Here is a 21,153-nt window from a genome sequence, read left to right as displayed (position 1 = left end):
TTTTTTAATGATACATTTTGAAGATTTTGCTCGCTTCATTGTAAGCGCTTTCAAAAGACATGGCGCTTAAGTCATGAGCTTTTTGCTGTGTAAAGTAAGACAACATTCGCTCAGTTGGCATATTACCCGTTAACTCGTCTTTTGCCATTGGGCAACCACCAAAACCTTGAATAGCGCCATCAAAACGTCGGCAACCTGCTTTGTAAGCAGCATCCACTTTTTCATGCCAAGTTGTTGGTGTGGTATGCAGATGCGCTCCAAATTCGATTTTTGGATATTTGGGAATTAAGTTTGAAAATAAATAGGAAATATTTTCTGGATTTGAGCTTCCAATCGTGTCACTTAAAGATAAAATTTTTACGCCCATATTAGCTAATTTTTCGGTCCACTCACCTACTACATCTACATTCCAAGGGTCACCATACGGATTTCCAAAGCCCATTGAAATATAAACAACAACTTCTTTTTGGCTTTTATCTGCAATCTCTAAAATTTCTGAAAGTGTCTCAACCGATTGGGCAATAGTTTTATGCGTGTTTCGCATCTGGAAGTTTTCAGATATCGAAAACGGAAAACCGAGATAATCAATTTCTTTGTGTTGAGATGCATCATTTGCACCACGAACATTAGCTATAATTGCTAAAAGTTTGCTTTTTGTTTTACTTAAATCTAATTGCGCTAAAACCTCAGCCGTATCTACCATTTGCGGAATGGCTTTTGGCGACACAAAACTGCCAAAATCAATAGTATCAAATCCCACACGTAATAGCGATTGGATGTATTGTACCTTCTTTTCAGTAGGTATCCAATCTTTTATGCCTTGCATAGCATCTCGCGGACATTCGATGATTTTAACATAGTCTTTCATGAAGTTCAAATATACGGAAAAGGATGGCGAAGTTGAAGATGAATTTGAAGTTGAAATTGATATAAAATCTACAGTAAAATAAAAATCGCAATCCCAACAAAAACAATAATCTGAAGCCACTTAAACACAAAGCCTGCATTTTTATTTGCTAATAAATATTGCCGAATGCTAGCTGCCAATAAAGCGATTGCTGAGAAAATCACAAAAGACACCAATATAAATAAACCTCCTAAAACATAAAATTGAATCACAGTGTTTAATGTTTCACTGAATAAAAAACTAGGAAAAAAAGCCAAAAAGAAAATCGTCACTTTAGGATTTAATACATTCATAAAAAAACCTTGAATAAACAGCTGTTTTGTAGTTTTAGATTCTGAATTTTCTGTATCTACTGAAATATTTCCATCTGAATTATAAACCTTGTATGCTAAAAATAATAAGTATAACGCACCTAGAATTTTAATGCCAAAAAACAGTGTTTCATTTGCTTTTATAATAGCTGAAACACCAAAAGCCAATAACGAAGTATGAATGATGCAGCCCGTCATTAATCCCAAAACAACAGACAAGGCTTTTCTTCTGCCATTGACTAAACTTTGTACTAAAACATAGATATTATCTGGTCCGGGCGAGATGGCTAATGCAGCAGTTGCAGAGCAGAACAGTAAAAGTGTTTCCCAATTCAAAATCTTAGGATTGTTTTAAAATGGCTTTATTAATCTTTTTAATTAGGCTCGGACCTTCGTAAATAAATCCTGTATAAATCTGAACTAAATCTGCGCCAGCTTCAATTTTTTCTAAAGCATCTTCTGCAGAATGAATACCACCAACACCAATAATTGGAAACGCTTTTTCGCTTTTATCCGCTAAATACTTTACGACGCGTGTAGATTTGGCTTTAATGGGTTGTCCGCTTAAACCACCATTTCCTATTTTTTCTAAACTCTCTGGTAATTCTTTTAGCTTTTCTCTGTCGGTGGATGTATTACTCGCAATAACGCCATCGAGTTGAGTTTCATTGACTAATTCTATAATTTCATCAAGTTGACCGTCGTTTAAATCTGGAGCGATTTTTAGTAAGATTGGTTTTTGCTTACCAAACGTTTTATTCGCTTTTTGTACTGCACCAATCAATTCTAACAAATAATCTTTATCATTAAGCTTGGCATGACTTCCCACGTTTGGACAACTCACATTTAGCACAAAATAATCTACATACGGATGCAAAGCATTAAAACATTCTAAGTAATCTTTGGTATAATCTTCGGGTTTGGTTTGGGTGTTTTTACCAATATTTCCACCAATGATGATTTGCCCTTTATTTTTCTTTAATTGGGTAATTGCGGCTTCGAGACCTTCATTATTAAAGCCCATTCGGTTGATAATACCTTTATCTGCTTTTAATCGAAAGAGTCGCTGTTTCGGATTTCCAACTTGCCCTTTTGGTGTTACCGTTCCTATTTCAATAAAACCGAAACCAAAATTCGCTAATTCGTTATACAACACCGCATTTTTATCAAAACCTGCAGCCAAACCCACAGGGTTTTTAAATTTAAGTCCGAATAACTCGCGCTCCAATCGTTTATCTTCAACTAAATACAAACTTCTGAATATTGATTTTACACCTGGAATTTTCGATAAATTCTTAATCAACGAAAAGGTAAAATAATGCACTTTTTCTGGGTCGAAACTAAAAAGAATTGGACGGATTACCGATTTGTACATGTGTTGTGATTTGCTGTGCAAAAATACAGTTATTTAAAACAAATAGAAAGTTTGTATTTCGCAACTTGTGACTTCTGTTAAGGTTCTCTATTTTTGATAAAAACCTAAAAAATGATAGACAAACAACAACTCATAAAGCGTTTTATAAGCTACGTAACTATAGATACTGAATCTGACCCAAACTCGGACACCACACCAAGTTCTGCCAAACAATGGGATTTGGCAAACAAATTGGCCAAAGAGCTTAAAGATATGGGCATGAGCGATGTCTCTATTGATGAGAACGCCTATATCATGGCAACTTTACCAAGCAATGTGGAGCATGATGTGCCAGTGATTGGGTTTATTTCGCATTTTGATACGACTCCAGATTTTACGGGCGCCAATGTTAAACCACAAATAGTTGAAAATTATCAAGGTGAAGATTTGGTTTTAAATGCTGAAGAAAACATCATTTTATCACCAGATTATTTTGAAGATTTATTGCTCTACAAAGGACAAACTTTAATCACTACCGATGGCACAACGCTTTTAGGAGCCGATGACAAAGCCGGAATTACCGAAATTATGGAAGCGATGAAATACCTCATCAACAATCCGCAAATAAAGCACGGTACCATTAAAGTTGGTTTTACGCCAGACGAAGAAATAGGTCGTGGCGCACACAAATTTAATGTTGAAAAATTCGGTGCCGATTGGGCATACACGATGGATGGCAGCCAAATTGGCGAATTGGAATACGAGAATTTCAACGCCGCAGGCGCAACCGTTAAAGTGAACGGAAAAATTGTACATCCAGGTTACGCCAAAGGCAAAATGATAAACAGCATGTATTTTGCAACTGAGTTTATCAACGCTTTACCACGATTAGAAACTCCAGAACATACTGAAGGTTACGAAGGTTTTTTCCATTTGTATAGTATTGATGGTTTGGTGGAAGAAACCACGCTTAAATATATTATCCGCGACCACGACAAAGATATTTTTGAAGCCAGAAAAGCACTCTTAGAAAAAGTGGTTTTTGACCTCAACACCAAGTTTGAAAATGAAGTGTTTGAAATAGACATCAAAGACCAATATTTTAATATGAAAGAAAAGGTAGAACCTGTAATGCATATCGTAGATATTGCCGAAGAAGCTATGAAAGCTTTAGATATTAAACCGCTTATTAAACCTATCCGTGGCGGAACAGACGGCTCACAACTAAGTTATATGGGTTTACCATGCCCCAACATTTTTGCTGGCGGACATAATTTTCACGGCCGTTACGAATATGTCCCTGTTGAAAGTATGATTAAAGCAACTGAGGTGATTTGTAAGATTGCGGAGATTACGGCTGAGAAGTATAAAGGGTAAGAAAATCAATGACTTGACTATCTGATTTTAAAAAACTAACTTCGTTAACGTTTGATTTAAAAAATTAAATCTTACTCATATCATCAAAGAAGTAGCACATCAAAGAATACTATGATTAAAGACATTAAAGTAATACAAGCAATTTCTAGTATTTCTCAAAGGGCAGAAAGACAAAGAGATATTGATAAGATTATTAGTTCATATGTAGAAGTTGGTATTTTACCACAATTGTTGAATAATAATAATCAAATTCTATTTGGAAGACGAGGAACAGGAAAAACACACATTCTAAAATATTTGCAAAATGCATATAAAGATGATATTAATAAAACTGTTTGTTTCATAGATTGTAGAATATTGGGTAGTTCACCTCAATTTTCAGATGCTAGCTTATCTCTTTCTCATCGATGTTCATCTCTATTTATTGATATTCTAAATGAAATATGCGATTCATTATTAAACCATATAGCTTATAAACCAAATTCAAATTCAGATTTAGCATTAAATTCATTAGATGATTTTTCTAATTCATCAATCGGAGAAATTCAAAAAGGTAAAAAAATTATTGAAAAAAGTTCTGAGAACCGAAATAATCAAAAGAATAGCAAGTTAGGTATAAGCACTAATGAATTAAATTACGGGGTTGAAACCACAAAAAGCAAAAATAGTAGTAATGAAAAGACATTAGCCTTTGACAAAGGAGAATATGAAAAGATAATGTTTCCTGATTTAAATCATCATCTTAAAAAGGTGTTGGAGTATTCGGATACTGAATTAATACTTATCATTGATGAATGGTCCGCTTTGCCGTTAGACCTTCAACCATATTTAGCTGAGTTTTTCAAAAAATCATTTGTTGCTTCACCAGAAATAACATTAAAAATTGGTGCATTAGAATACAGATCAAATTTCACTATACCAAGAGAGAAACACAATTACATTGGTTTTGAATTAGGTAGTGATATAAGTTCTAACTTAGATATAGATGAGTACTACGTATATGACAGAAATCCATTGGAAATTACCAAAGTGTTCACAGAAATACTCTATAAACATATAACTTCAGAACTTCCTGAAAATCATCTAGAAACTAAATACGATATAAAAACATCAAATCAATTTATACAAGGTGCTTTTTCAGGCAAACCCGCTTTTAATGAATTAGTTCGTGCTTCTGAAGGTGTAATTAGGGATTTTATAAATATTTTTAATATCGCATTTTTTGATGCCCAAAGAAAAGGCCAAAAAAATATTGATAAAAAGACAATCATTGAATCTGGTAGACAATGGTTTGAGAATGATAAATCGAAAAATTTAGATGAGCAACTACATAGTAAAATAAGGCGAATAATTGATGAAGTAATTGGAAACAAAAGAGCACGTTCTTTTATGGTGTCAAGAGAATTAGAAAGACATCCAATAATTCAAAAATTATTTGACGCAAGGGTTATTCACCTTGTAAAAAAAGGTTATTCAGATAAGGATAACCCTGGAATAAGATATAGTATTTATTCACTCGATTATGGAACTTATGTTGATTTAATTAATACTTCAAAACAGCCTCAGATAGATTTTATAAAAAATCCAGAGTTAGATTCTTCAACTATTGTTCCTTTCGATGACAACAGAAGTATAAGAAGAATTATATTAACACGAGATATATTAGATTAATGTGTTTTAACAAATAAAAGAGGTAATAAACAAGTATAATTTAAATTATCTATTGTTAAATTAATTATAACCAACGCAACGAAACAATAAACGAACACATTAACAAAAATTCCTATTTCTTAATAAAAAAATGAAAAAAGTCCACTCCACAGAAGAATACATAGAGACCAACAGCCATTTTAAAAAAGAGTTGGAGTTATTACGTGAGATTGTTTTAAAAACAGAACTCAACGAAGCTGTAAAATGGTCTGCGCCTGTTTATGATTTTAACGGTAAAAATGTTTTGGGTTTAGGTGCTTTTAAAAACCACTTTTGCATTTGGTTTTTTAATGGTGTGTTTTTAAAAGATGAGCATAATTTATTGGTGAATGCGCAAGAAGGTAAAACCAAAGCCTTACGCCAAATGCGTTTTGAATCTATTGGAGACGTAAATAAAGATTTGGTCTTGGCTTATATTAAAGAAGCCATAGAAAATCAAAAAGTAGGAAAAGAACTAAAAATAGAACGCAAACCAAAAGCTGTTGTGATTCCAATAGAATTAAAATCCGCTTTAAATAACGACCAGGATTTGCAATTGGCTTTTGAGAGTTTAACACCAAGTAAACAACACGAATATTGCGAGCACATTGCTTCTGCAAAACGAGATACAACAAAGCTATCCCGATTAGAGAAAATTATACCAATGATTATTAATGGCAAAGGTTTACACGATAAATACAAAAACTGCTAAAACTACTCGTCTTTAGATGTATCTTCTTCGGATTTATTGCTAAGTCTCTCAGTTGAAATTTTGGGAATATCGCCTTTAAATTCAATCGTTCGCATTGGGAATGGAATTGTAATACCATTTTGGTTCAGGACGTCTTTAATTTCGATAATGGCATCGTTAATTAAAATTAATTCGGCTTTTTTGTTTAATGCATTTCCCCAAAAACGTACCATAAAATTGATAGAGCTACTTCCAAATTCTTGGTAGAAAAATTCAATTTCTTCACCTTCATTTTGAGAAAACTTCTCAGCTAAACGCTCAATAATTACCTTTCTGGCCAATTTTAAATCGGTATCGTAGGCAACACCACAATTCACTTTTACCAATACTCGAGAGGTTAAACTGTAATTTACAAACGGATTTTCTAATATCTGTGAGTTTGGTATCATCACGTAGTTGTTGTCTGGTCGTCTTATTTGTACACTTCGTAATGATATTTCGGAAATAGTACCTTCTGTGCCTTCGGTTTCAACCCAATCGCCAATTTTTAGATTTGGTAAAAAACTAAGAATAACACCACTAAAGGTATTGTGTAATACACCTTGTACGGCTAAACCAACAGCTAAACTTGCAACACCTGCTAATCCTAAGATTGAGGTTAAAACTACGCCTAAATCTAAAATAATTAAAAATACCAAAAAGCCAATGAGCCAAACAACACCTCTAAAAAGCTTTAAGACAATTTGACGTATTGATTCTTGCTTAACCGATTTTTTCATCATCCTGTAAAGCAAACGGCCTGCATACTTTGCGATTAGCACAAACATGAAAAAAACAAGAATACCGATTAAGAAATTTGGCAGCTTGAGTAGCATAGAATCCCACCAACGTATAAACTTAAGCTCTAAAAGGTCATAGACGTGCTCCCAAGTAAAGGTTTCGTCCATTGTGGCGCGTTTAATCTTTTCGCCAATGGTTAAGTCTTCTGGGTTTTTATTAAGTAGTTCTTTGTCTTTATCCTGAAAAAACATATGTCTTTGTGTTTATGTGTATCGACCAAAAAAGCCACTTTTTAAAAAGTGGCTTTTTGTATTTATATTACTTTCTGTAATTACTTATTAACTACAGGCGCATTTAGTTTGCTACTCATTTCCATAGAAATTGCAGAACGGTCAAACTTAATTTTTCCAGCTAATGTTTCAATAACACAACTGTTATCTTTATCGTTTAAGTCTGCAACTTTTCCGTGCATACCGCTTTTTGTAACCACTTTGTCACCGCGTTTTAGAGCTGATGCAAAAGCTTTTTCTTTCTTAGCGCGTTTCATTTGTGGTGCAATCATAAAGAAATACACAACAGCGAACATGGCTATAAACGGTAAAAATGAAGCTAATCCTTCTCCCATAATTATTTATTAATCGTGGTTATGTCCTTCGTGACCTGGCTGAGTGCTAGATTTTTTTGGCTGTGCTTGTAAAATAGACTGCTGAGAACTTGCTTGTACTGCTGCTGGAGTTTTAGCGTTAGGGTCTTTTTCAACAAAAGCAGTGATTTTTACTTGCTCGTTTCCTTTAGCTGTATTAGTTGTCATTGTAACCGCTTTAGTTACTTTGTTACCATTACCTTTTCCATTAAACTTTACAGTAAATTCTCCTGTTTCACCTGGAGCAACTTGCTTTGTATAGTTAGATGGTACAGTACAACCACAAGTACTTTTTACATTACTTACAACTAACATTGAATTACCTGTATTTGTGTACTTAAATGTAGTTTCAACTGGTGTTCCGTTTTCAATTGTTCCGAAATCGTGAACTTCCTTATCAAATTTAATTACTGGTAAGTCACCTGCATTAGCATCGCGCTCTGCTGCTTGCGCAACATTATCTGAATTTACTTTGCTAGAAGCATCGTCTTTACAAGAAGTAAACGCAATCATGCATAATGCACCAAAACCTAAAATTAATTTTTTCATTGCTGTATTTTTTAAAATTTATAAATTAATATTTCTTTTTACGCTGTCAAATGTAACAATTATTTTAACATATAAAAACTTTTAAGGCAGCGTTAACACTTGGTTATAGCGTACAAAAAACGGTTTATTACATTAGCCCGCGACCTATTTTGTTATGTATATTTTGAGCTTTGTATTCTTTTACAACCTTATCTAAAATACCATTAATAAAAGTACTACTCTTTGGAGTCGAATATTCCTTTGCTATTTCGAGATACTCATTGATGGTCACTTTTACAGGAATTGATGGAAATTTTTGAAACTCACAAAGCGCCATTTTTAATAAAATACCATCTAAACTTGCTAAACGTTCAGCATCCCAATTGGTAGTTTTTTTAGCAATCTCTTCGGAAAGTTTTGAGCTATTCAATAACGTCTTATATAACAAATCTTTAGCAAAAACCTTATCATCGCTATCTTTAAAAAGCTCTGGTATTAAAAAAGTTTCAGGCTTTGTAAGTTTTAATTTATTAAACTTTCTAATGATTGCCGTATTCACAACTGGCAAATCATCAACCCATGTAATTTGTTTGTCTTCAAAATAATCGTAAAGCTTATCGTTTGGTGCAATGATTTCGGAAAAAACATCTACCATAAAATCTTTATCTTCCTTTAAACTAGATGCACCTTGTGCCATGTATTCTTTATATAAATCGCTCTCTAAAATAGATTTGAATATTATATCAACATACTCAAAGTCCAAATCCCAAAAATTGAGTTTTCGCTTTTCGATAATTTCTTTAAGCATGGTGTTGCTGCTAATAAATTCTAAAACAGCATTATCAGCAAATTTTCGATTTGGATTGATATCTTCTTCAGTAGCCAGAATTTTCTTTTGAGAAAGTTCTAATTTAGAGTTGGCTTTTTTCTGTAACTCAATGAGCAATGCCATGATAGACAAGTATAAATCAGACATTTTATCGATACTATTAAAAAGAAAATTTTCATCTTTTTTAAAATCATCACTTTCGGTGCCTTTAAAGGCAAATAATGATTGCATTACTTTGATACGAATGTGTCGTCTATTGAGCATTGTAAAGAACTTGTTAAAGCATTAAAAAAGGTGAAATTCTGTATAAATTTCACCCTGCAAAAATAGTATTAAAAACTATTTTAAAAAATTATTTAGTGTTTTCTCTTCGTCTAGTTTCTATACGTTCTTTGGCTATATTTAATGCCGCATTATGCGTTGTTAAATTATTAGCTTTAGCTCGGTCTAAAATTTCTAGAGTTGTATTGTAAATGTTTTCTGTTTTACGCATTATCTCTGCTCTATCATAGTTCTCTAATTCTGCGTAAACATTTATAATTCCGCCTGCATTAATTAGAAAATCTGGCGCATAAACAATACCACGTTCTTGTAAAATTCTTCCATGATTAACCTCATCGGCTAACTGATTATTTGCAGCACCGGCAATAATATCTGCATTTATTTTATAAATTGTTTCATCATTAATAGTAGCACCTAAAGCACATGGCGCATAAATGTCCATACGCTCAGAGTAAATATCGTTACCACCATAAATTGTAGCACCGTATTTGTTTTTAACTTCTTCTAAACGCTCTTGGCTAATATCTGCGATAGTTACGTTAGCGCCTTCATTAACTAAATGCTCAACTAAAGCTTCACCAACGTTTCCAATCCCTTGTACAAAAACATTTTTATCTTCTAAAATATCAGAACCATATTTAAATTGTGCAGCAGCTTTCATTCCCATAAATACACCGTAAGCTGTAATTGGAGAAGGATTTCCTGCACCACCTTTACTTTCAGAAATACCTGTTACATATGGTGTAACTTCCCTAACCGTATCCATATCTTCAGTTGCCATACCTACATCTTCAGCAGTAATATATTTTCCGCTTAATGAGTGCACAAACTGACCAAAACGTTTCATCAGTTCTGGTGTTTTTTGGGTTTTGGCATCACCGATAATAACGGCCTTTCCACCACCAAGATTTAATCCCGTTATGGCAGATTTAAACGTCATACCACGAGATAAACGCAACACGTCATTTAGCGCGTCCCATTCGCTTTCATAATTCCACATTCTAGTACCACCAAGAGCTGGCCCTAAAACTGTGTTATGTATTCCGATTATTGCTTTTAAACCAGTATCTTTGTCGTTGCAAAATACGATTTGCTCATGCTCGTCAAATGATAATTGACCAAATACAGGAGCCATTTTTTTGAAGTCTTTAGCGTCTATAACGTTTGTTGTCATTTCTTATAAAGTTTTATGCCGTTGAAAATTATTCAAAAACAGCGTGCAAAAATAAATGTTTATTAAAGCATTAGCAAAATATTAACTGTAAAATAAGATTATAATAATAGTTTTGTTTCCTTTTAAATCTTAAATGAAAGCCTTAAAGCATCTCAATAAATATTTTTACAAATACAGATACCGACTTATTTTAGGTATCATTATTACGGTTGTCGCTAAGATTTTTGCGCTGTTTACGCCAAGACTTATTGGTAAATCCATAAACATTATTGAAGCTTATTTAGAAGGCACTAAATCTTCAAATGTTGCAAAAAGTGAATTATTAACTACCGTACTTCTCATCCTTGGCGCCGCCTTAGTTGCAGGTATATTTACTTTTTTAATGCGTCAAACCATAATTAATGTGTCTCGTTTTATAGAATTTGATTTAAAAAACGAAGTGTACAAACATTATCAAGTACTGTCATTAAGTTTTTATAAATCGAATCGTACAGGAGATTTGATGAATCGTATAAGCGAAGATGTCGGTAAAGTACGTATGTATGCTGGACCTGCCATTATGTACACTATAAATACCATTACACTATTTACCGTCGCATTGACGCAAATGATTAGTACAGCACCAAAATTAACAGCATATGTGATGCTACCGCTGCCTATTTTATCTTTTGTAATTTACAAATTAAGCCGAATGATAAATCTGCGCAGTAAAATTGTGCAAGAATCTCTATCGGGTTTATCATCTTTTACACAAGAACAATTTAGCGGAATTTCCGTCATCAAATCTTATACAATAGAAAACAATGTCAATGTTGAATTTGAAGACCTCTCAGCATCTAACCGCCAAAAACAAATAGACTTAGCGAAGGTGCAAGCGTTCTTTTTTCCGCTTATGATTTTACTAATCGGGATTAGTAATCTCCTAGTAATTTTTATAGGCGGAAAGCAATATATTGATGGCGAAATTACCAATATTGGAACCATTGCAGAATTTATTATTTATGTAAATATGTTGACTTGGCCAGTGGCAACAATTGGTTGGGTAACATCAATAATTCAGCAAGCTGAAGCGTCTCAAAAGCGAATAAATGAGTTTTTAGAAACCGAACCTGAAATAAAAAACACAGTCGAAAATGAAACGCCTATTGAAGGTAAAATCGAGTTCAATAATGTCACTTTTATTTATCCTGATACAAATATCGTTGCGCTTAAAGACGTTACTTTTAGTTTGGATGTTGGCGAAAAGCTCGCCATTTTGGGCATGACGGGTTCTGGAAAATCTACCATTCTCGATTTAATTGGACGATTATACGATGTACAAGAGGGAACTATAAAAGTTGATGATAAAAATATTGCCGAGCTTAATTTATTAAGTTTAAGAGAGAGTATTGGTTATGTTCCACAGGATGCATTTTTATTTTCGGACTCAATTAAAAATAATATCAAATTTGGTAAAGAAGATGCCACGGATGATGAAGTTATTGAAGCAGCAAAAAACGCTAAAGTGCACAAAAACATAATCGGATTTAAAAATGGATACGATACTGTTTTAGGCGAGCGTGGTATTACGCTTTCTGGCGGTCAAAAACAACGTGTTTCTATAGCAAGAGCAATAATTAAATCTCCTGAAATTCTTCTTTTTGACGATTGTCTTTCTGCGGTTGACACAGAAACTGAAGAAAAAATTCTTAATAATTTAGAACGTGTTTCTAAAAACAAAACTACAATAATTGTAAGCCATCGTATCTCTTCTGCAAAAAATGCAGACAAAATTATTGTCCTCGATGATGGAAAAATTATTCAATCCGGAACACACAAATCTTTAAAGAAAATTGAAGGTTACTACAAGGATTTATACGACAAACAACGGTCTGAAAAAGATTTGTAAACTTTTGTTGGTTACTTTACTTTTTTTTTAGATTTTTGGATGGAATTAAAAAAGAGATTCTCAAAATTATGAGCAATTACGAAATGATGGACAAAGAAGAAATTTATTCAAAAGTATTACGTGCTGGGCGCAGAACCTATTTCTTTGATGTACGTGCAACAAAGGCAGGTGATTATTACTTAACTGTAACAGAAAGTAAAAAATTTACAAATGATGATGGTTCATTCCACTATAAAAAACATAAAATCTATTTGTACAAAGAAGACTTTACCGAATTTAAAGAAATCTTAAACGAAATGACAGATTATATTGTTAACGAAAAAGGCTCTGAAGTGATTAGTGAGCGTCATCAAAAAGACTACAAAAGAGAAGATAATGAGTTTGTGGCTAATGAAGCAAAGACTCCAGAAGACACAAGTCCTGAAGCTTTTACAGATATTAGCTTTGATGACATTTAATAAACATCTTGTTAAATAATATTAAAAACCGTTACAGCCGTAGCGGTTTTTTTATTTTTATGCTTTTAAGAAAACTCAACAACTTACATTTTATGCGCCGTATTTTATTACTCGTTTTAACTGTTTTAACAACAGCATCTTTTTCTCAAGAAAGCTTAGACTTATCTTATTATTTACCAAACGATGTCACTTACAATCCCAACATTCCAACACCAAAAAATGTTATAGGACACGAAGTTGGCGAGTGGCATATTACACACGACAAGCTAGTACAATACATGTATGAGTTGGCAGAATCTTCAGACCGTATCACCATCGAAAACAGAGGAAAAACTTTTGAAGACCGACCTTTATTATTATTGACAATTACTTCTCCAGAGAATCATCAAAATATTGCTACTGTAAAGGAAAATCATCTTAATGCGACGAAAACTGACAATGCCAATACAGATAGGCCAATTGTTGTTTATCAAGGATTTTCAATACACGGAAACGAACCTAGCGGCTCTAATGCTGCATTAGCGGTAGCCTACTATTTGGCAGCTGCACAAGGCCCAAAAATTAATGAGTTATTAAAAAATACAGTAATACTTTTTGACCCTTCATTTAATCCAGACGGTTTGCAACGCTTTGCTTATTGGGCAAATACAAATAGAAGTCAAAATTTAAATCCAGACCCAAACGACAGAGAATATAGCGAAGTTTGGCCAGGCGGACGCACCAACCACTATTGGTTTGATATGAATAGAGATTGGCTACCAGTGCAATTGCCAGAATCTAGAGCACGCATTAAAACTTTCCACGATTGGATGCCAAACATCTTAACAGACCATCATGAAATGGGTACAAATTCTAGTTTCTTTTTTCAGCCTGGAATTCCGTCAAGAACACATCCGTTAACACCTCAAATGAATCAAGATTTAACAAAGCAAATTGCAACATATCATGCCAAAGCTTTTGATAAAATTGGCTCATTGTACTATTCTGAAGAAAGCTTTGACGATTTTTATTATGGTAAAGGCTCAACATTTCCAGACATTAACGGCGGTATTGGTATTTTGTTTGAGCAAGCGAGTTCTCGAGGACATATTCAAGAAAGTGATAATGGACTTCTCACCTTTCCGTTTACCATACGTAATCAATTTACAGCAGCATTATCTACATTAGAGGCCGCCAATGCCATGCGAGAAGATATTTTAAGTTATCAAGCTAATTTCTTTAAAAATGCACGAAATGAAGCTAAAAAAGAAGGCAATAAAGCGATTGTTTTTGGTGACGAAAAAGATGCTGCAAGAACCTATCATATGGCTGAAATTTTGAATCGTCATAAAATTAAATTCCACGAAATTGAAAATGATTTCGAAGTTGATGGCAAGCGTTTTAAAAAAGGGTACAGTTTTATTGTTCCGAAAAATCAAAACAACACACGTTTAATTAATGCGATGTTTGAAAAACGAACTACCTTTCAAGATAGTTTGTTTTATGATATTTCGGCTTGGTCATTTCCGTTAGCATTCAATTTAGATTATACTGAAACAACCACTGCAAAAGCAGGTAAAGTCGTTTCAGATTTACAATTTAAAACTGGCGGCGTATCATCTAAAAGTGATTATGGCTATTTGGTAGAATGGCACGAATACTACACGCCTAAATTTTTATATGCACTATTAGATAAAGGCATCCGTGCTCGAGTGAGTCAAAAACAATTTAAAGCTAACGGAAAGTCGTATGACTACGGAACCATTATGATTCCTGCTCAAAATCAAGATAAATCTGCTTCGGAAGTTTATACTATTTTAAATGACTTAGCAAAAGAAAGTCATTTAACTGTTGATGCTGTTTCAACTGGACTTAATGACGGTATTGACCTTGGAAGTAACAATTTTAGACCATTAGAGTTACCAAAAATTGCTTTATTGGTTGGTGATGGAATGACCTCATACGATGCTGGTGAAATTTGGCATTTATTAGATACACGTTTCGATATTCCAGTAACAAAGTTAGATACCAAAAACTTTTCTAGAGCAGATATAAGTCGTTACAACACGATAATTATGGTCAACGGTTCTGGTTTAGATGAAGGAAACACTAAAAAACTTCAATCTTGGATTCAAAATGGCGGAACACTAATTGGTTACAGACGCGCGCTTAATTATCTTAACAGCAAAAAGCTTTTAAAGCTCGAATTTAAAAAACCTAAAATCGTAGCTAAGAATATTTCAAGAGAAGAAGCGAGCGATTTTAGAGGCGCTCAAGTTATTGGTGGTGCTATTTTCGAAGCAAAACTGGACCGTTCGCATCCAATAAATTTTGGTTATAAAAATGATAGGTTACCAATGTTTAGAAACACAACACTGTTTGTAAAACCAGATAAAAACAGTTACAACAATCCAATACAGTATACCGAAAATCCATTACTAAGCGGATATATTTCTAAGCAGAATTTAGATAGCATTTCTAAAACTGTTCCTCTAAAATTAGGAAATTATGGTCGTGGAAATATTGTGGCTTTTACCGACAACACCAACTTTAGAGCCTTTTGGTACGGCACAAACCGTTTGTTGATGAATGCTATTTTCTTTCGGGAAGATTTGTAGAAAAGTTAAGAGTTTAGAGTGAAAAGTGTAAAGTTGAAAATACTTTACACTTTTTTTATTTTAAATATTAATTCACGACACTTCCATTTTTAACACTAGTTTCAGGAGATAATAAATAAACGTCATTCTGCTTTACTGCACCCATAACAAGGCATTCACTCATAAACATGGCGATTTGTTTTTTGGGAAAATTGACCACGGCAACGATTTGTTTTTTAATCAAATCTTCTTTTTTGTAAAGCGTTGTAATTTGTGCTGAAGACTTTTTAATGCCTAAATCCCCAAAATCGATGGTGAGTTGATATGCTGGTTTTTTAGCGTTAGGAAAATCATTTATTTCAATAATTGTACCAACGCGTAAATCAATTTTTGTGAAGTCTTCGAATGTTATTATCTTTTCCATTTAATTAAATTTAAGATACTTCAATCATCGGTCGGTGAGCGAAGTCGAACCGAAAACTACAAAAATTATGGCATTAACGCCTTCAAATATGTTGCCTTTAGGTACAAAAGCGCCAGATTTTAGTTTGGTTGATACTATTGATGACACCATAAAATCGCTTAACGAATTAAAAGGAACAACAGGAACGCTCGTAATGTTTATCTGTAACCACTGCCCTTTTGTAATTCACGTTAATAAGCAATTGATACAATTGGCAAAGGATTATCAATCTAAAGGCATCAATCTTATTGCGATTTCTAGTAATGACGTCGAAAACTATCCGCAAGATGGACCACAATTTATGAAACAACACGGCATTGACAACGGTTATATTTTTCCCTACTTATACGACCAAACTCAATATGTTGCCAAAGCTTATGATGCAGCTTGCACACCAGATTTCTTTTTATTTGATGAAAATTTAGAACTGGTTTACACAGGCCAACTTGACGATTCTCGACCAGGAAACGGAATACCTGTTACAGGAAAAGATTTACGCCATGCGATGGATGCTTTAGTTAATGGCGAGGCTATTAGTGAAAACCAGAAACCAAGTATGGGCTGTAATATTAAGTGGAAAAGCTAAAAGAAACTAGACAATTTTCACTTTTCACTTTTCACTTTTCTTTTTTCACTAAACCTACAAATCATTCAACTGATTATCTGTTTTATCCTTACTAATCGTCCAAAAGAAACCAACAAAAAAGAACTGGTCTGCTGCTGGTGTTAATGCACGTCGGTTAAATGTACCGTTTGTATTTGGCGTATTCGCATACTGGTAACCATTGACATTTCTAAAACCAAAGACATTATTTACAGAGAAATACAAAATTTTCTGCTGACTGATTAAATATGCCCAATTAAAACTAACACTGTTAAAACTTTTGGTTCGCGCACCTAAAAACTGATTAGTGTTTTGGTCAGTAAATGGTCTACCCGAAGAGTGTGCGTAATCTAAACCTATCTGACTTTTTAAACCGTCAACCCATAATTTACCAACGATATTAAAGTTGTGCTTGCTTGTAAAGTTTGGCTGCGCTGCTGTTGGAAAATTTCGATGATTACGTTGCGTATCTAATAACGAATAACTTACCCAATAATCTAAATTCTTCACGCTGGTATTGTCTCGCCAAAAGACATCTAAACCTTGGGCATAACCATCGCCATTATTATTATAATCATTACTAAAATCTGGAAACTGAGAATCAAATTTCACTAAATTATCATAGTCTTTACGGTACAATTCTGCTCTGAAGATGCGACCGTTATTAACGTATTGATAGTTAAAAATATAATGCGATGTTTTTTGAGGTTCTAAATCTTCTGTGAATTTTAAAACTTCTGCACTTGGGTTTTGAAAGAAATTGCCATAGGCAAAAGAAACTTGCGAATGTTCTGCCACCTTATAAGCCAAAGCTGCTCTTGGCGCCACATTGAAGCTTGACAACATAGAGCTATAATCGCCACGCAATCCTACTTTTAAAGCCAAGTCTTTTGAGAAAACAATATCTGCTTCGGTAAATGCTGCGGTGATGTTATTGTTGAATCCATATGTTTCATCAATTGATGTGTTTACAAAATTCTCTTCAAATTCTGTGAGAAATTGCTCTATACCAAAGTTGAGTTTAAAACGGCTATTGAATCGTTTCTTCAATTTGAGTTTAGCATGAAACGAGTTTTCGGTATTATTGATATTATTTTCTTCTATCCCAAATTTATTTTTAGCGAAAGTATAACTTAAACCTGTGGCAATACTCCAATTGTTATTTAGAATACCTTTATAAGAAGTATTTGTATAAAAATTATTGTTATTAAGTTTAAATTGCAAACCGTCGGCTTCATTAATATCTTCTTGCGTCAATTCTAAATTTGTAGCATCAAAAGCAGCATAGAATTTTAAGTTTCCGTTGTTTAGTTTCTGTCTAAAAACAGTTTCGCCTTGAAAGTTTTCAAATGGTTTTTCCCAATCGTTTCGGTCTTCATAAACCTGTAAATATGGACCGAGATTAATGTAATTTACTTTTGCGCTTAATGAAGACCTTTCCCATTTTTGAGTGTTACCTAAAGAAGCACCAACAGACATTAACCCTATTTCGGTTTTATTTTGGTCTGGCTCATCTATGGTATTAAGCAATAAAACGCTCGATAAGGCTTGTCCATATTCGGCGGAATAACCACCTGTTGAAAAGGTGATGCCATCGAACAAAAAGGGTGAATAACGTCCACGTGTTGGTAAATTATTGGTGGTTGGCGTGTATGGCGTAAACACACGAATACCATCTATAAAAATCTGAGTTTCGTCAGCACTTCCACCACGAACAAAAAGTCGACCATCTTCGGCATTTGTAGATGTTCCAGGCAAAGTTTGTAAAGCACCAACAAAATCACCTAATGCGCTTGCTGTTGTAACAACATCCAAAGGTTTTAGAACGGAAACTTTACTATTGTCGCTAGCTTCGAAAGTTCCTGCAGATAACACTACGGCGTCTAGTGCGTTGACATCTTCACGCAATTTAATATTAAGATTATTTAATAGCGAAACATCCAAAATCATGGATTTTGTTTCGTAAGATAAAAATGAAATCATCAAAGTTTGTGTACCAACTTCATCGGTAGTAAATGAGAATTTTCCATCTTCCATAGTCGTAGCGCCATCATAAGTTCCATCTAAATAGACATTGGCACCTGCAATGATTTGGCCTTTGGCATCTGTGACTTTTCCTGAAATTGTAGTTTGTGCTTGGCTGATGAGACCAAGACACAAAATAAAGATGAGATTGATGATTTTCATGATTGATGATTTACAGTTCGTAATGATTGATGGGACAAATATGATTTGCTTCTATTATTTATGAAACTATAAATTACTGAACTGTATTTTTTTTGTGATGAATTGCTTCGAAAAGCTCAGAAACCATCCATTAGAATAGGAAATTTCATAATTCTCGAATATAACACGCAATGATTTGCCCGCGTTAGGGATAGTAGTGAAAATCCCACAGCGGAGCGAGGAATTGTAACGGATAGCCCGACGAAGACAATGCCTTTTGGCATGTCTTGGTAACGCCCAAAAAATAATGACAAGAATCTGTAACTTCTTTTTATATCTTGCTACTTATAGTATAACTAAATCAACCATTGAAAAGTATTGGACAAACAACTTGAATATAGCTTTGTAGAGCAGCTTCAGAAACATCAGAATATTGTGCATAAAGTGTGTCGGCTTTATACCAATAATCAGGATGCGCATAATGATTTGTTTCAGGAAATTACGATTCAGCTTTGGCGCGCATACCCTAAGTTTAGAGGCGATAGCAAGTTTAGCACGTGGATGTATCGTGTTGGCTTAAATACGGCTATTACGCTTTACAGGAAGTCTAAACGTAGGATACAAACATCAGATTTTGACGCGTATCAGTTTAAAATTAAAGCGGAAGAATACGATAGTACAGAAGAGGAACAATTGAAATTGTTGTACCAAGCGGTGCACCAATTAAACGATATTGAAAAGGCACTAGTACTCTTATATCTTGAAGATAAAGATTATAGAGAAATCAGTGCCACACTTGGTATTAGCGAAGTGAATGCACGTGTAAAAATGAACCGTGTGAAGAAAAAATTAAAAACAATATTAAATCCGTAACACTATGGATGAATTAGAATTATTAAAGAAGGATTGGCAAAGTAAATCTTCGGATTTTGAATCTTTCAGCGATGGTGACATCTATAAAATGAGTCATAATAAATCGTCTAACATTGTAAAAACGCTATTTTATATTAGTATTGCCGAGCTTGCGTTTTGGATAATTGTGAATGCCATGCCATTTGTAATGTCTGAAGAGTTAAAATCGCAATTGGGCGAATTAAGTCAAAGTTGGGTTTACATTGGTCTCAATATCATTAATTGGGGTATCATTTTACTTTTTGTGTATTTACTCTGGAAATCTCACAGAGCCATATCTGTTACCGACAGCGTAAAACAACTTATGGAAAACATCCTAAAAACTCGAAAGATTATAAAATATTATGTGCTTTTTAATTTGGTAGTAGCGCTGATTAGCGTACCAATTAGTATTTATTTTTCAATAAAACAACATCCTGAATTATCCGAAGTTTTTAGTACAGCAAGTACTGGGAAACTGGCTCTTATATTCTTTATCTGTTTAGTGTTTACAGGAATTTTACTCGGTGTAATTTGGTTAATTTACAAACTCATTTATGGGATTTTAATAAAAAGATTGAATCAGAATTATAGAGAATTGAAGAAGTTAGAGGTTTAGTTAGAAACTTGAAGTTGGAGAAGTCGGAATAACTAATTTGACTAAAGACTACAACTGAAAATTGTCTTCTGAGGACTGCTTACTTCTAACTGAATTACCAATCTCTCAACTCACGATTCATACGTTCCTTTTCCTCTAATTCCTCTTGCGGAATTACTTTCAAAAACGACGGATGTTGCTCGATGGCGTATTCAATTTTTTCAACGATTTCTGCGATAGATTCGTTTTCGTAATCGATTTGTAATGGTTCTTTAACCTCAAAAGATTGATAAACATTTTTCTTTTTAATACGCAGCCCCTTTTTATCAAAACTACGTCTAAAACCATCAATAACTATAGGTACAACAATTGGTTTGTATTGTTTAATAATGTGAGCTGTTCCTTTTCTAATTGGCTTAAAAGGTGTTGTTGTTCCTTGCGGAAACGTAACGACCCAACCGTCATCCAAAGCTGTTTTAATAGCACTAATATCACTCATCTTCACTTGACGATTTACATCTTGCCCTTTGCTTCGCCATGTACGTTCAATGCTTATAGAACCAGTATACGCGAATATCTTTGGAATTAATCCAGATTTCATCGTTTCCTTTGCGGCAACATAATACATGTTTAATTTAGGATTCCATAGGTAACCAACATTTTTAATATTATCTAAACGTCCGCTTAAACTCGCATTAAACACATGAAACATGGCAATAACATCTGCAAAATATGTTTGATGATTAGAGATAAAAAGCACATTGGTATCTGGCAAATTTTTGATGATTTCAGAACCTTCAATCTGTAAATCGTTAAAGCCTCTAAAACGACGGTGCGTTAACAAACCGAGAATACGGATTAGCCATTTTTTTACCCAAAGTATATGTCCAAAAGGATTGGTTTTAAATAAACCCATAGATTTTTAATAATTGTCGGATAACAAA

At 33.8% G+C, this 21,153-nt stretch carries 20 protein-coding genes; 9 read left to right on the top strand and 11 right to left on the bottom strand.

The window, feature by feature from the left end:
- Positions 1 to 4: 4 nt before the first annotated feature.
- The 3 genes from ACFQ1Q_RS09835 to ACFQ1Q_RS09825 form a co-directional block, all read right to left on the bottom strand.
- Positions 5 to 868, bottom strand: coding sequence for a hydroxymethylglutaryl-CoA lyase (locus ACFQ1Q_RS09835; RefSeq protein WP_386130643.1), 864 nt, complete (start codon positions 866 to 868; stop codon positions 5 to 7).
- A 68-nt stretch (positions 869 to 936) separates the two neighbouring features.
- Positions 937 to 1,554 (bottom strand): LysE family translocator, encoded by a 618-nt coding sequence (locus ACFQ1Q_RS09830; RefSeq protein ID WP_386130640.1) that lies wholly within the window; start codon positions 1,552 to 1,554, stop codon positions 937 to 939.
- Between the two features lie 4 nt (positions 1,555 to 1,558).
- Positions 1,559 to 2,593 (bottom strand): quinone-dependent dihydroorotate dehydrogenase, encoded by a 1,035-nt coding sequence (locus ACFQ1Q_RS09825; RefSeq protein WP_386130638.1) that lies wholly within the window; start codon positions 2,591 to 2,593, stop codon positions 1,559 to 1,561.
- A gap of 111 nt (positions 2,594 to 2,704) precedes the next feature.
- Between ACFQ1Q_RS09825 and pepT the strand changes: the two genes are divergently transcribed.
- From pepT to ACFQ1Q_RS09810, 3 genes are all read left to right on the top strand, one after another.
- A complete protein-coding gene (pepT, locus tag ACFQ1Q_RS09820; protein ID WP_386130636.1) occupies positions 2,705 to 3,949 on the top strand; it encodes a peptidase T in 1,245 nt (414 codons plus the stop codon).
- 111 nt (positions 3,950 to 4,060) lie between these two features.
- Positions 4,061 to 5,620: an ORC-CDC6 family AAA ATPase gene (locus ACFQ1Q_RS09815; RefSeq protein ID WP_386130634.1), complete on the top strand. Its 1,560-nt coding sequence runs from the start codon at positions 4,061 to 4,063 to the stop codon at positions 5,618 to 5,620.
- 130 nt (positions 5,621 to 5,750) lie between these two features.
- Positions 5,751 to 6,350 carry a YdeI/OmpD-associated family protein gene (locus tag ACFQ1Q_RS09810; RefSeq protein ID WP_386130631.1) on the top strand — a complete coding sequence of 200 codons (600 nt, stop codon included), beginning with the start codon at positions 5,751 to 5,753 and terminating at the stop codon, positions 6,348 to 6,350.
- A 2-nt stretch (positions 6,351 to 6,352) separates the two neighbouring features.
- On the opposite strand, the gene ACFQ1Q_RS09805 is transcribed toward ACFQ1Q_RS09810, so the two are convergent.
- The 5 genes from ACFQ1Q_RS09805 to ACFQ1Q_RS09785 form a co-directional block, all read right to left on the bottom strand.
- A complete protein-coding gene (locus tag ACFQ1Q_RS09805) occupies positions 6,353 to 7,360 on the bottom strand; it encodes a mechanosensitive ion channel family protein (RefSeq protein ID WP_386130628.1) in 1,008 nt (335 codons plus the stop codon).
- Between the two features lie 80 nt (positions 7,361 to 7,440).
- Positions 7,441 to 7,734: a preprotein translocase subunit YajC gene (gene yajC / locus ACFQ1Q_RS09800; protein ID WP_386130625.1), complete on the bottom strand. Its 294-nt coding sequence runs from the start codon at positions 7,732 to 7,734 to the stop codon at positions 7,441 to 7,443.
- A 9-nt stretch (positions 7,735 to 7,743) separates the two neighbouring features.
- On the bottom strand, positions 7,744 to 8,301 hold the full coding sequence (locus ACFQ1Q_RS09795) for a DUF1573 domain-containing protein (RefSeq protein ID WP_386130622.1): 558 nt from the start codon (positions 8,299 to 8,301) through the stop codon (positions 7,744 to 7,746).
- Positions 8,302 to 8,428: 127 nt separating this feature from the next.
- Complete coding sequence (gene nusB / locus ACFQ1Q_RS09790; protein WP_386130619.1) at positions 8,429 to 9,340, bottom strand: transcription antitermination factor NusB; 912 nt, start codon at positions 9,338 to 9,340, stop codon at positions 8,429 to 8,431.
- Positions 9,341 to 9,461: 121 nt separating this feature from the next.
- Complete coding sequence (locus ACFQ1Q_RS09785; protein WP_386130616.1) at positions 9,462 to 10,565, bottom strand: Glu/Leu/Phe/Val family dehydrogenase; 1,104 nt, start codon at positions 10,563 to 10,565, stop codon at positions 9,462 to 9,464.
- Between the two features lie 133 nt (positions 10,566 to 10,698).
- Between ACFQ1Q_RS09785 and ACFQ1Q_RS09780 the strand changes: the two genes are divergently transcribed.
- The 3 genes from ACFQ1Q_RS09780 (at position 10,699) to ACFQ1Q_RS09770 (ending at position 15,508) form a co-directional block, all read left to right on the top strand.
- Positions 10,699 to 12,453 carry an ABC transporter ATP-binding protein gene (locus ACFQ1Q_RS09780; protein WP_386130614.1) on the top strand — a complete coding sequence of 585 codons (1,755 nt, stop codon included), beginning with the start codon at positions 10,699 to 10,701 and terminating at the stop codon, positions 12,451 to 12,453.
- Positions 12,454 to 12,521: 68 nt separating this feature from the next.
- On the top strand, positions 12,522 to 12,911 hold the full coding sequence (locus ACFQ1Q_RS09775) for a PUR family DNA/RNA-binding protein (protein WP_386130611.1): 390 nt from the start codon (positions 12,522 to 12,524) through the stop codon (positions 12,909 to 12,911).
- Positions 12,912 to 13,003: 92 nt separating this feature from the next.
- Complete coding sequence (locus tag ACFQ1Q_RS09770; protein WP_386130608.1) at positions 13,004 to 15,508, top strand: M14 family zinc carboxypeptidase; 2,505 nt, start codon at positions 13,004 to 13,006, stop codon at positions 15,506 to 15,508.
- 67 nt (positions 15,509 to 15,575) lie between these two features.
- Here the strand turns inward: ACFQ1Q_RS09770 and ACFQ1Q_RS09765 are convergent, their stop codons facing one another.
- Complete coding sequence (locus ACFQ1Q_RS09765; RefSeq protein ID WP_386130605.1) at positions 15,576 to 15,911, bottom strand: tRNA-binding protein; 336 nt, start codon at positions 15,909 to 15,911, stop codon at positions 15,576 to 15,578.
- Positions 15,912 to 15,978: 67 nt separating this feature from the next.
- On the opposite strand from ACFQ1Q_RS09765, the gene ACFQ1Q_RS09760 reads away from it, so the two are divergent.
- Positions 15,979 to 16,536 (top strand): thioredoxin family protein, encoded by a 558-nt coding sequence (locus ACFQ1Q_RS09760; protein ID WP_386130749.1) that lies wholly within the window; start codon positions 15,979 to 15,981, stop codon positions 16,534 to 16,536.
- Between the two features lie 54 nt (positions 16,537 to 16,590).
- Here the strand turns inward: ACFQ1Q_RS09760 and ACFQ1Q_RS09755 are convergent, their stop codons facing one another.
- On the bottom strand, positions 16,591 to 18,741 hold the full coding sequence (locus tag ACFQ1Q_RS09755) for a TonB-dependent receptor (RefSeq protein WP_386130602.1): 2,151 nt from the start codon (positions 18,739 to 18,741) through the stop codon (positions 16,591 to 16,593).
- 357 nt (positions 18,742 to 19,098) lie between these two features.
- On the opposite strand from ACFQ1Q_RS09755, the gene ACFQ1Q_RS09750 reads away from it, so the two are divergent.
- Both ACFQ1Q_RS09750 and ACFQ1Q_RS09745 read left to right on the top strand, forming a co-directional pair.
- Positions 19,099 to 19,593, top strand: coding sequence for an RNA polymerase sigma factor (locus ACFQ1Q_RS09750; protein WP_386130599.1), 495 nt, complete (start codon positions 19,099 to 19,101; stop codon positions 19,591 to 19,593).
- A gap of 4 nt (positions 19,594 to 19,597) precedes the next feature.
- Positions 19,598 to 20,230 carry a hypothetical protein gene (locus ACFQ1Q_RS09745; RefSeq protein WP_386130596.1) on the top strand — a complete coding sequence of 211 codons (633 nt, stop codon included), beginning with the start codon at positions 19,598 to 19,600 and terminating at the stop codon, positions 20,228 to 20,230.
- Positions 20,231 to 20,324: 94 nt separating this feature from the next.
- Here ACFQ1Q_RS09745 and ACFQ1Q_RS09740 read toward each other — a convergent pair whose 3' ends face one another.
- Complete coding sequence (locus ACFQ1Q_RS09740) at positions 20,325 to 21,125, bottom strand: lysophospholipid acyltransferase family protein (protein WP_386130593.1); 801 nt, start codon at positions 21,123 to 21,125, stop codon at positions 20,325 to 20,327.
- Between the last annotated feature and the right edge of the window lie 28 nt (positions 21,126 to 21,153).

Origin of the sequence: Winogradskyella litorisediminis (assembly GCF_042675765.1) — a bacterium.
GTDB classification, from domain to species: domain Bacteria; phylum Bacteroidota; class Bacteroidia; order Flavobacteriales; family Flavobacteriaceae; genus Winogradskyella; species Winogradskyella litorisediminis.
The sequence above is the reverse complement of the archived record's forward strand: the minus strand, read 5'-3'. Positions and strand labels throughout refer to the sequence as shown.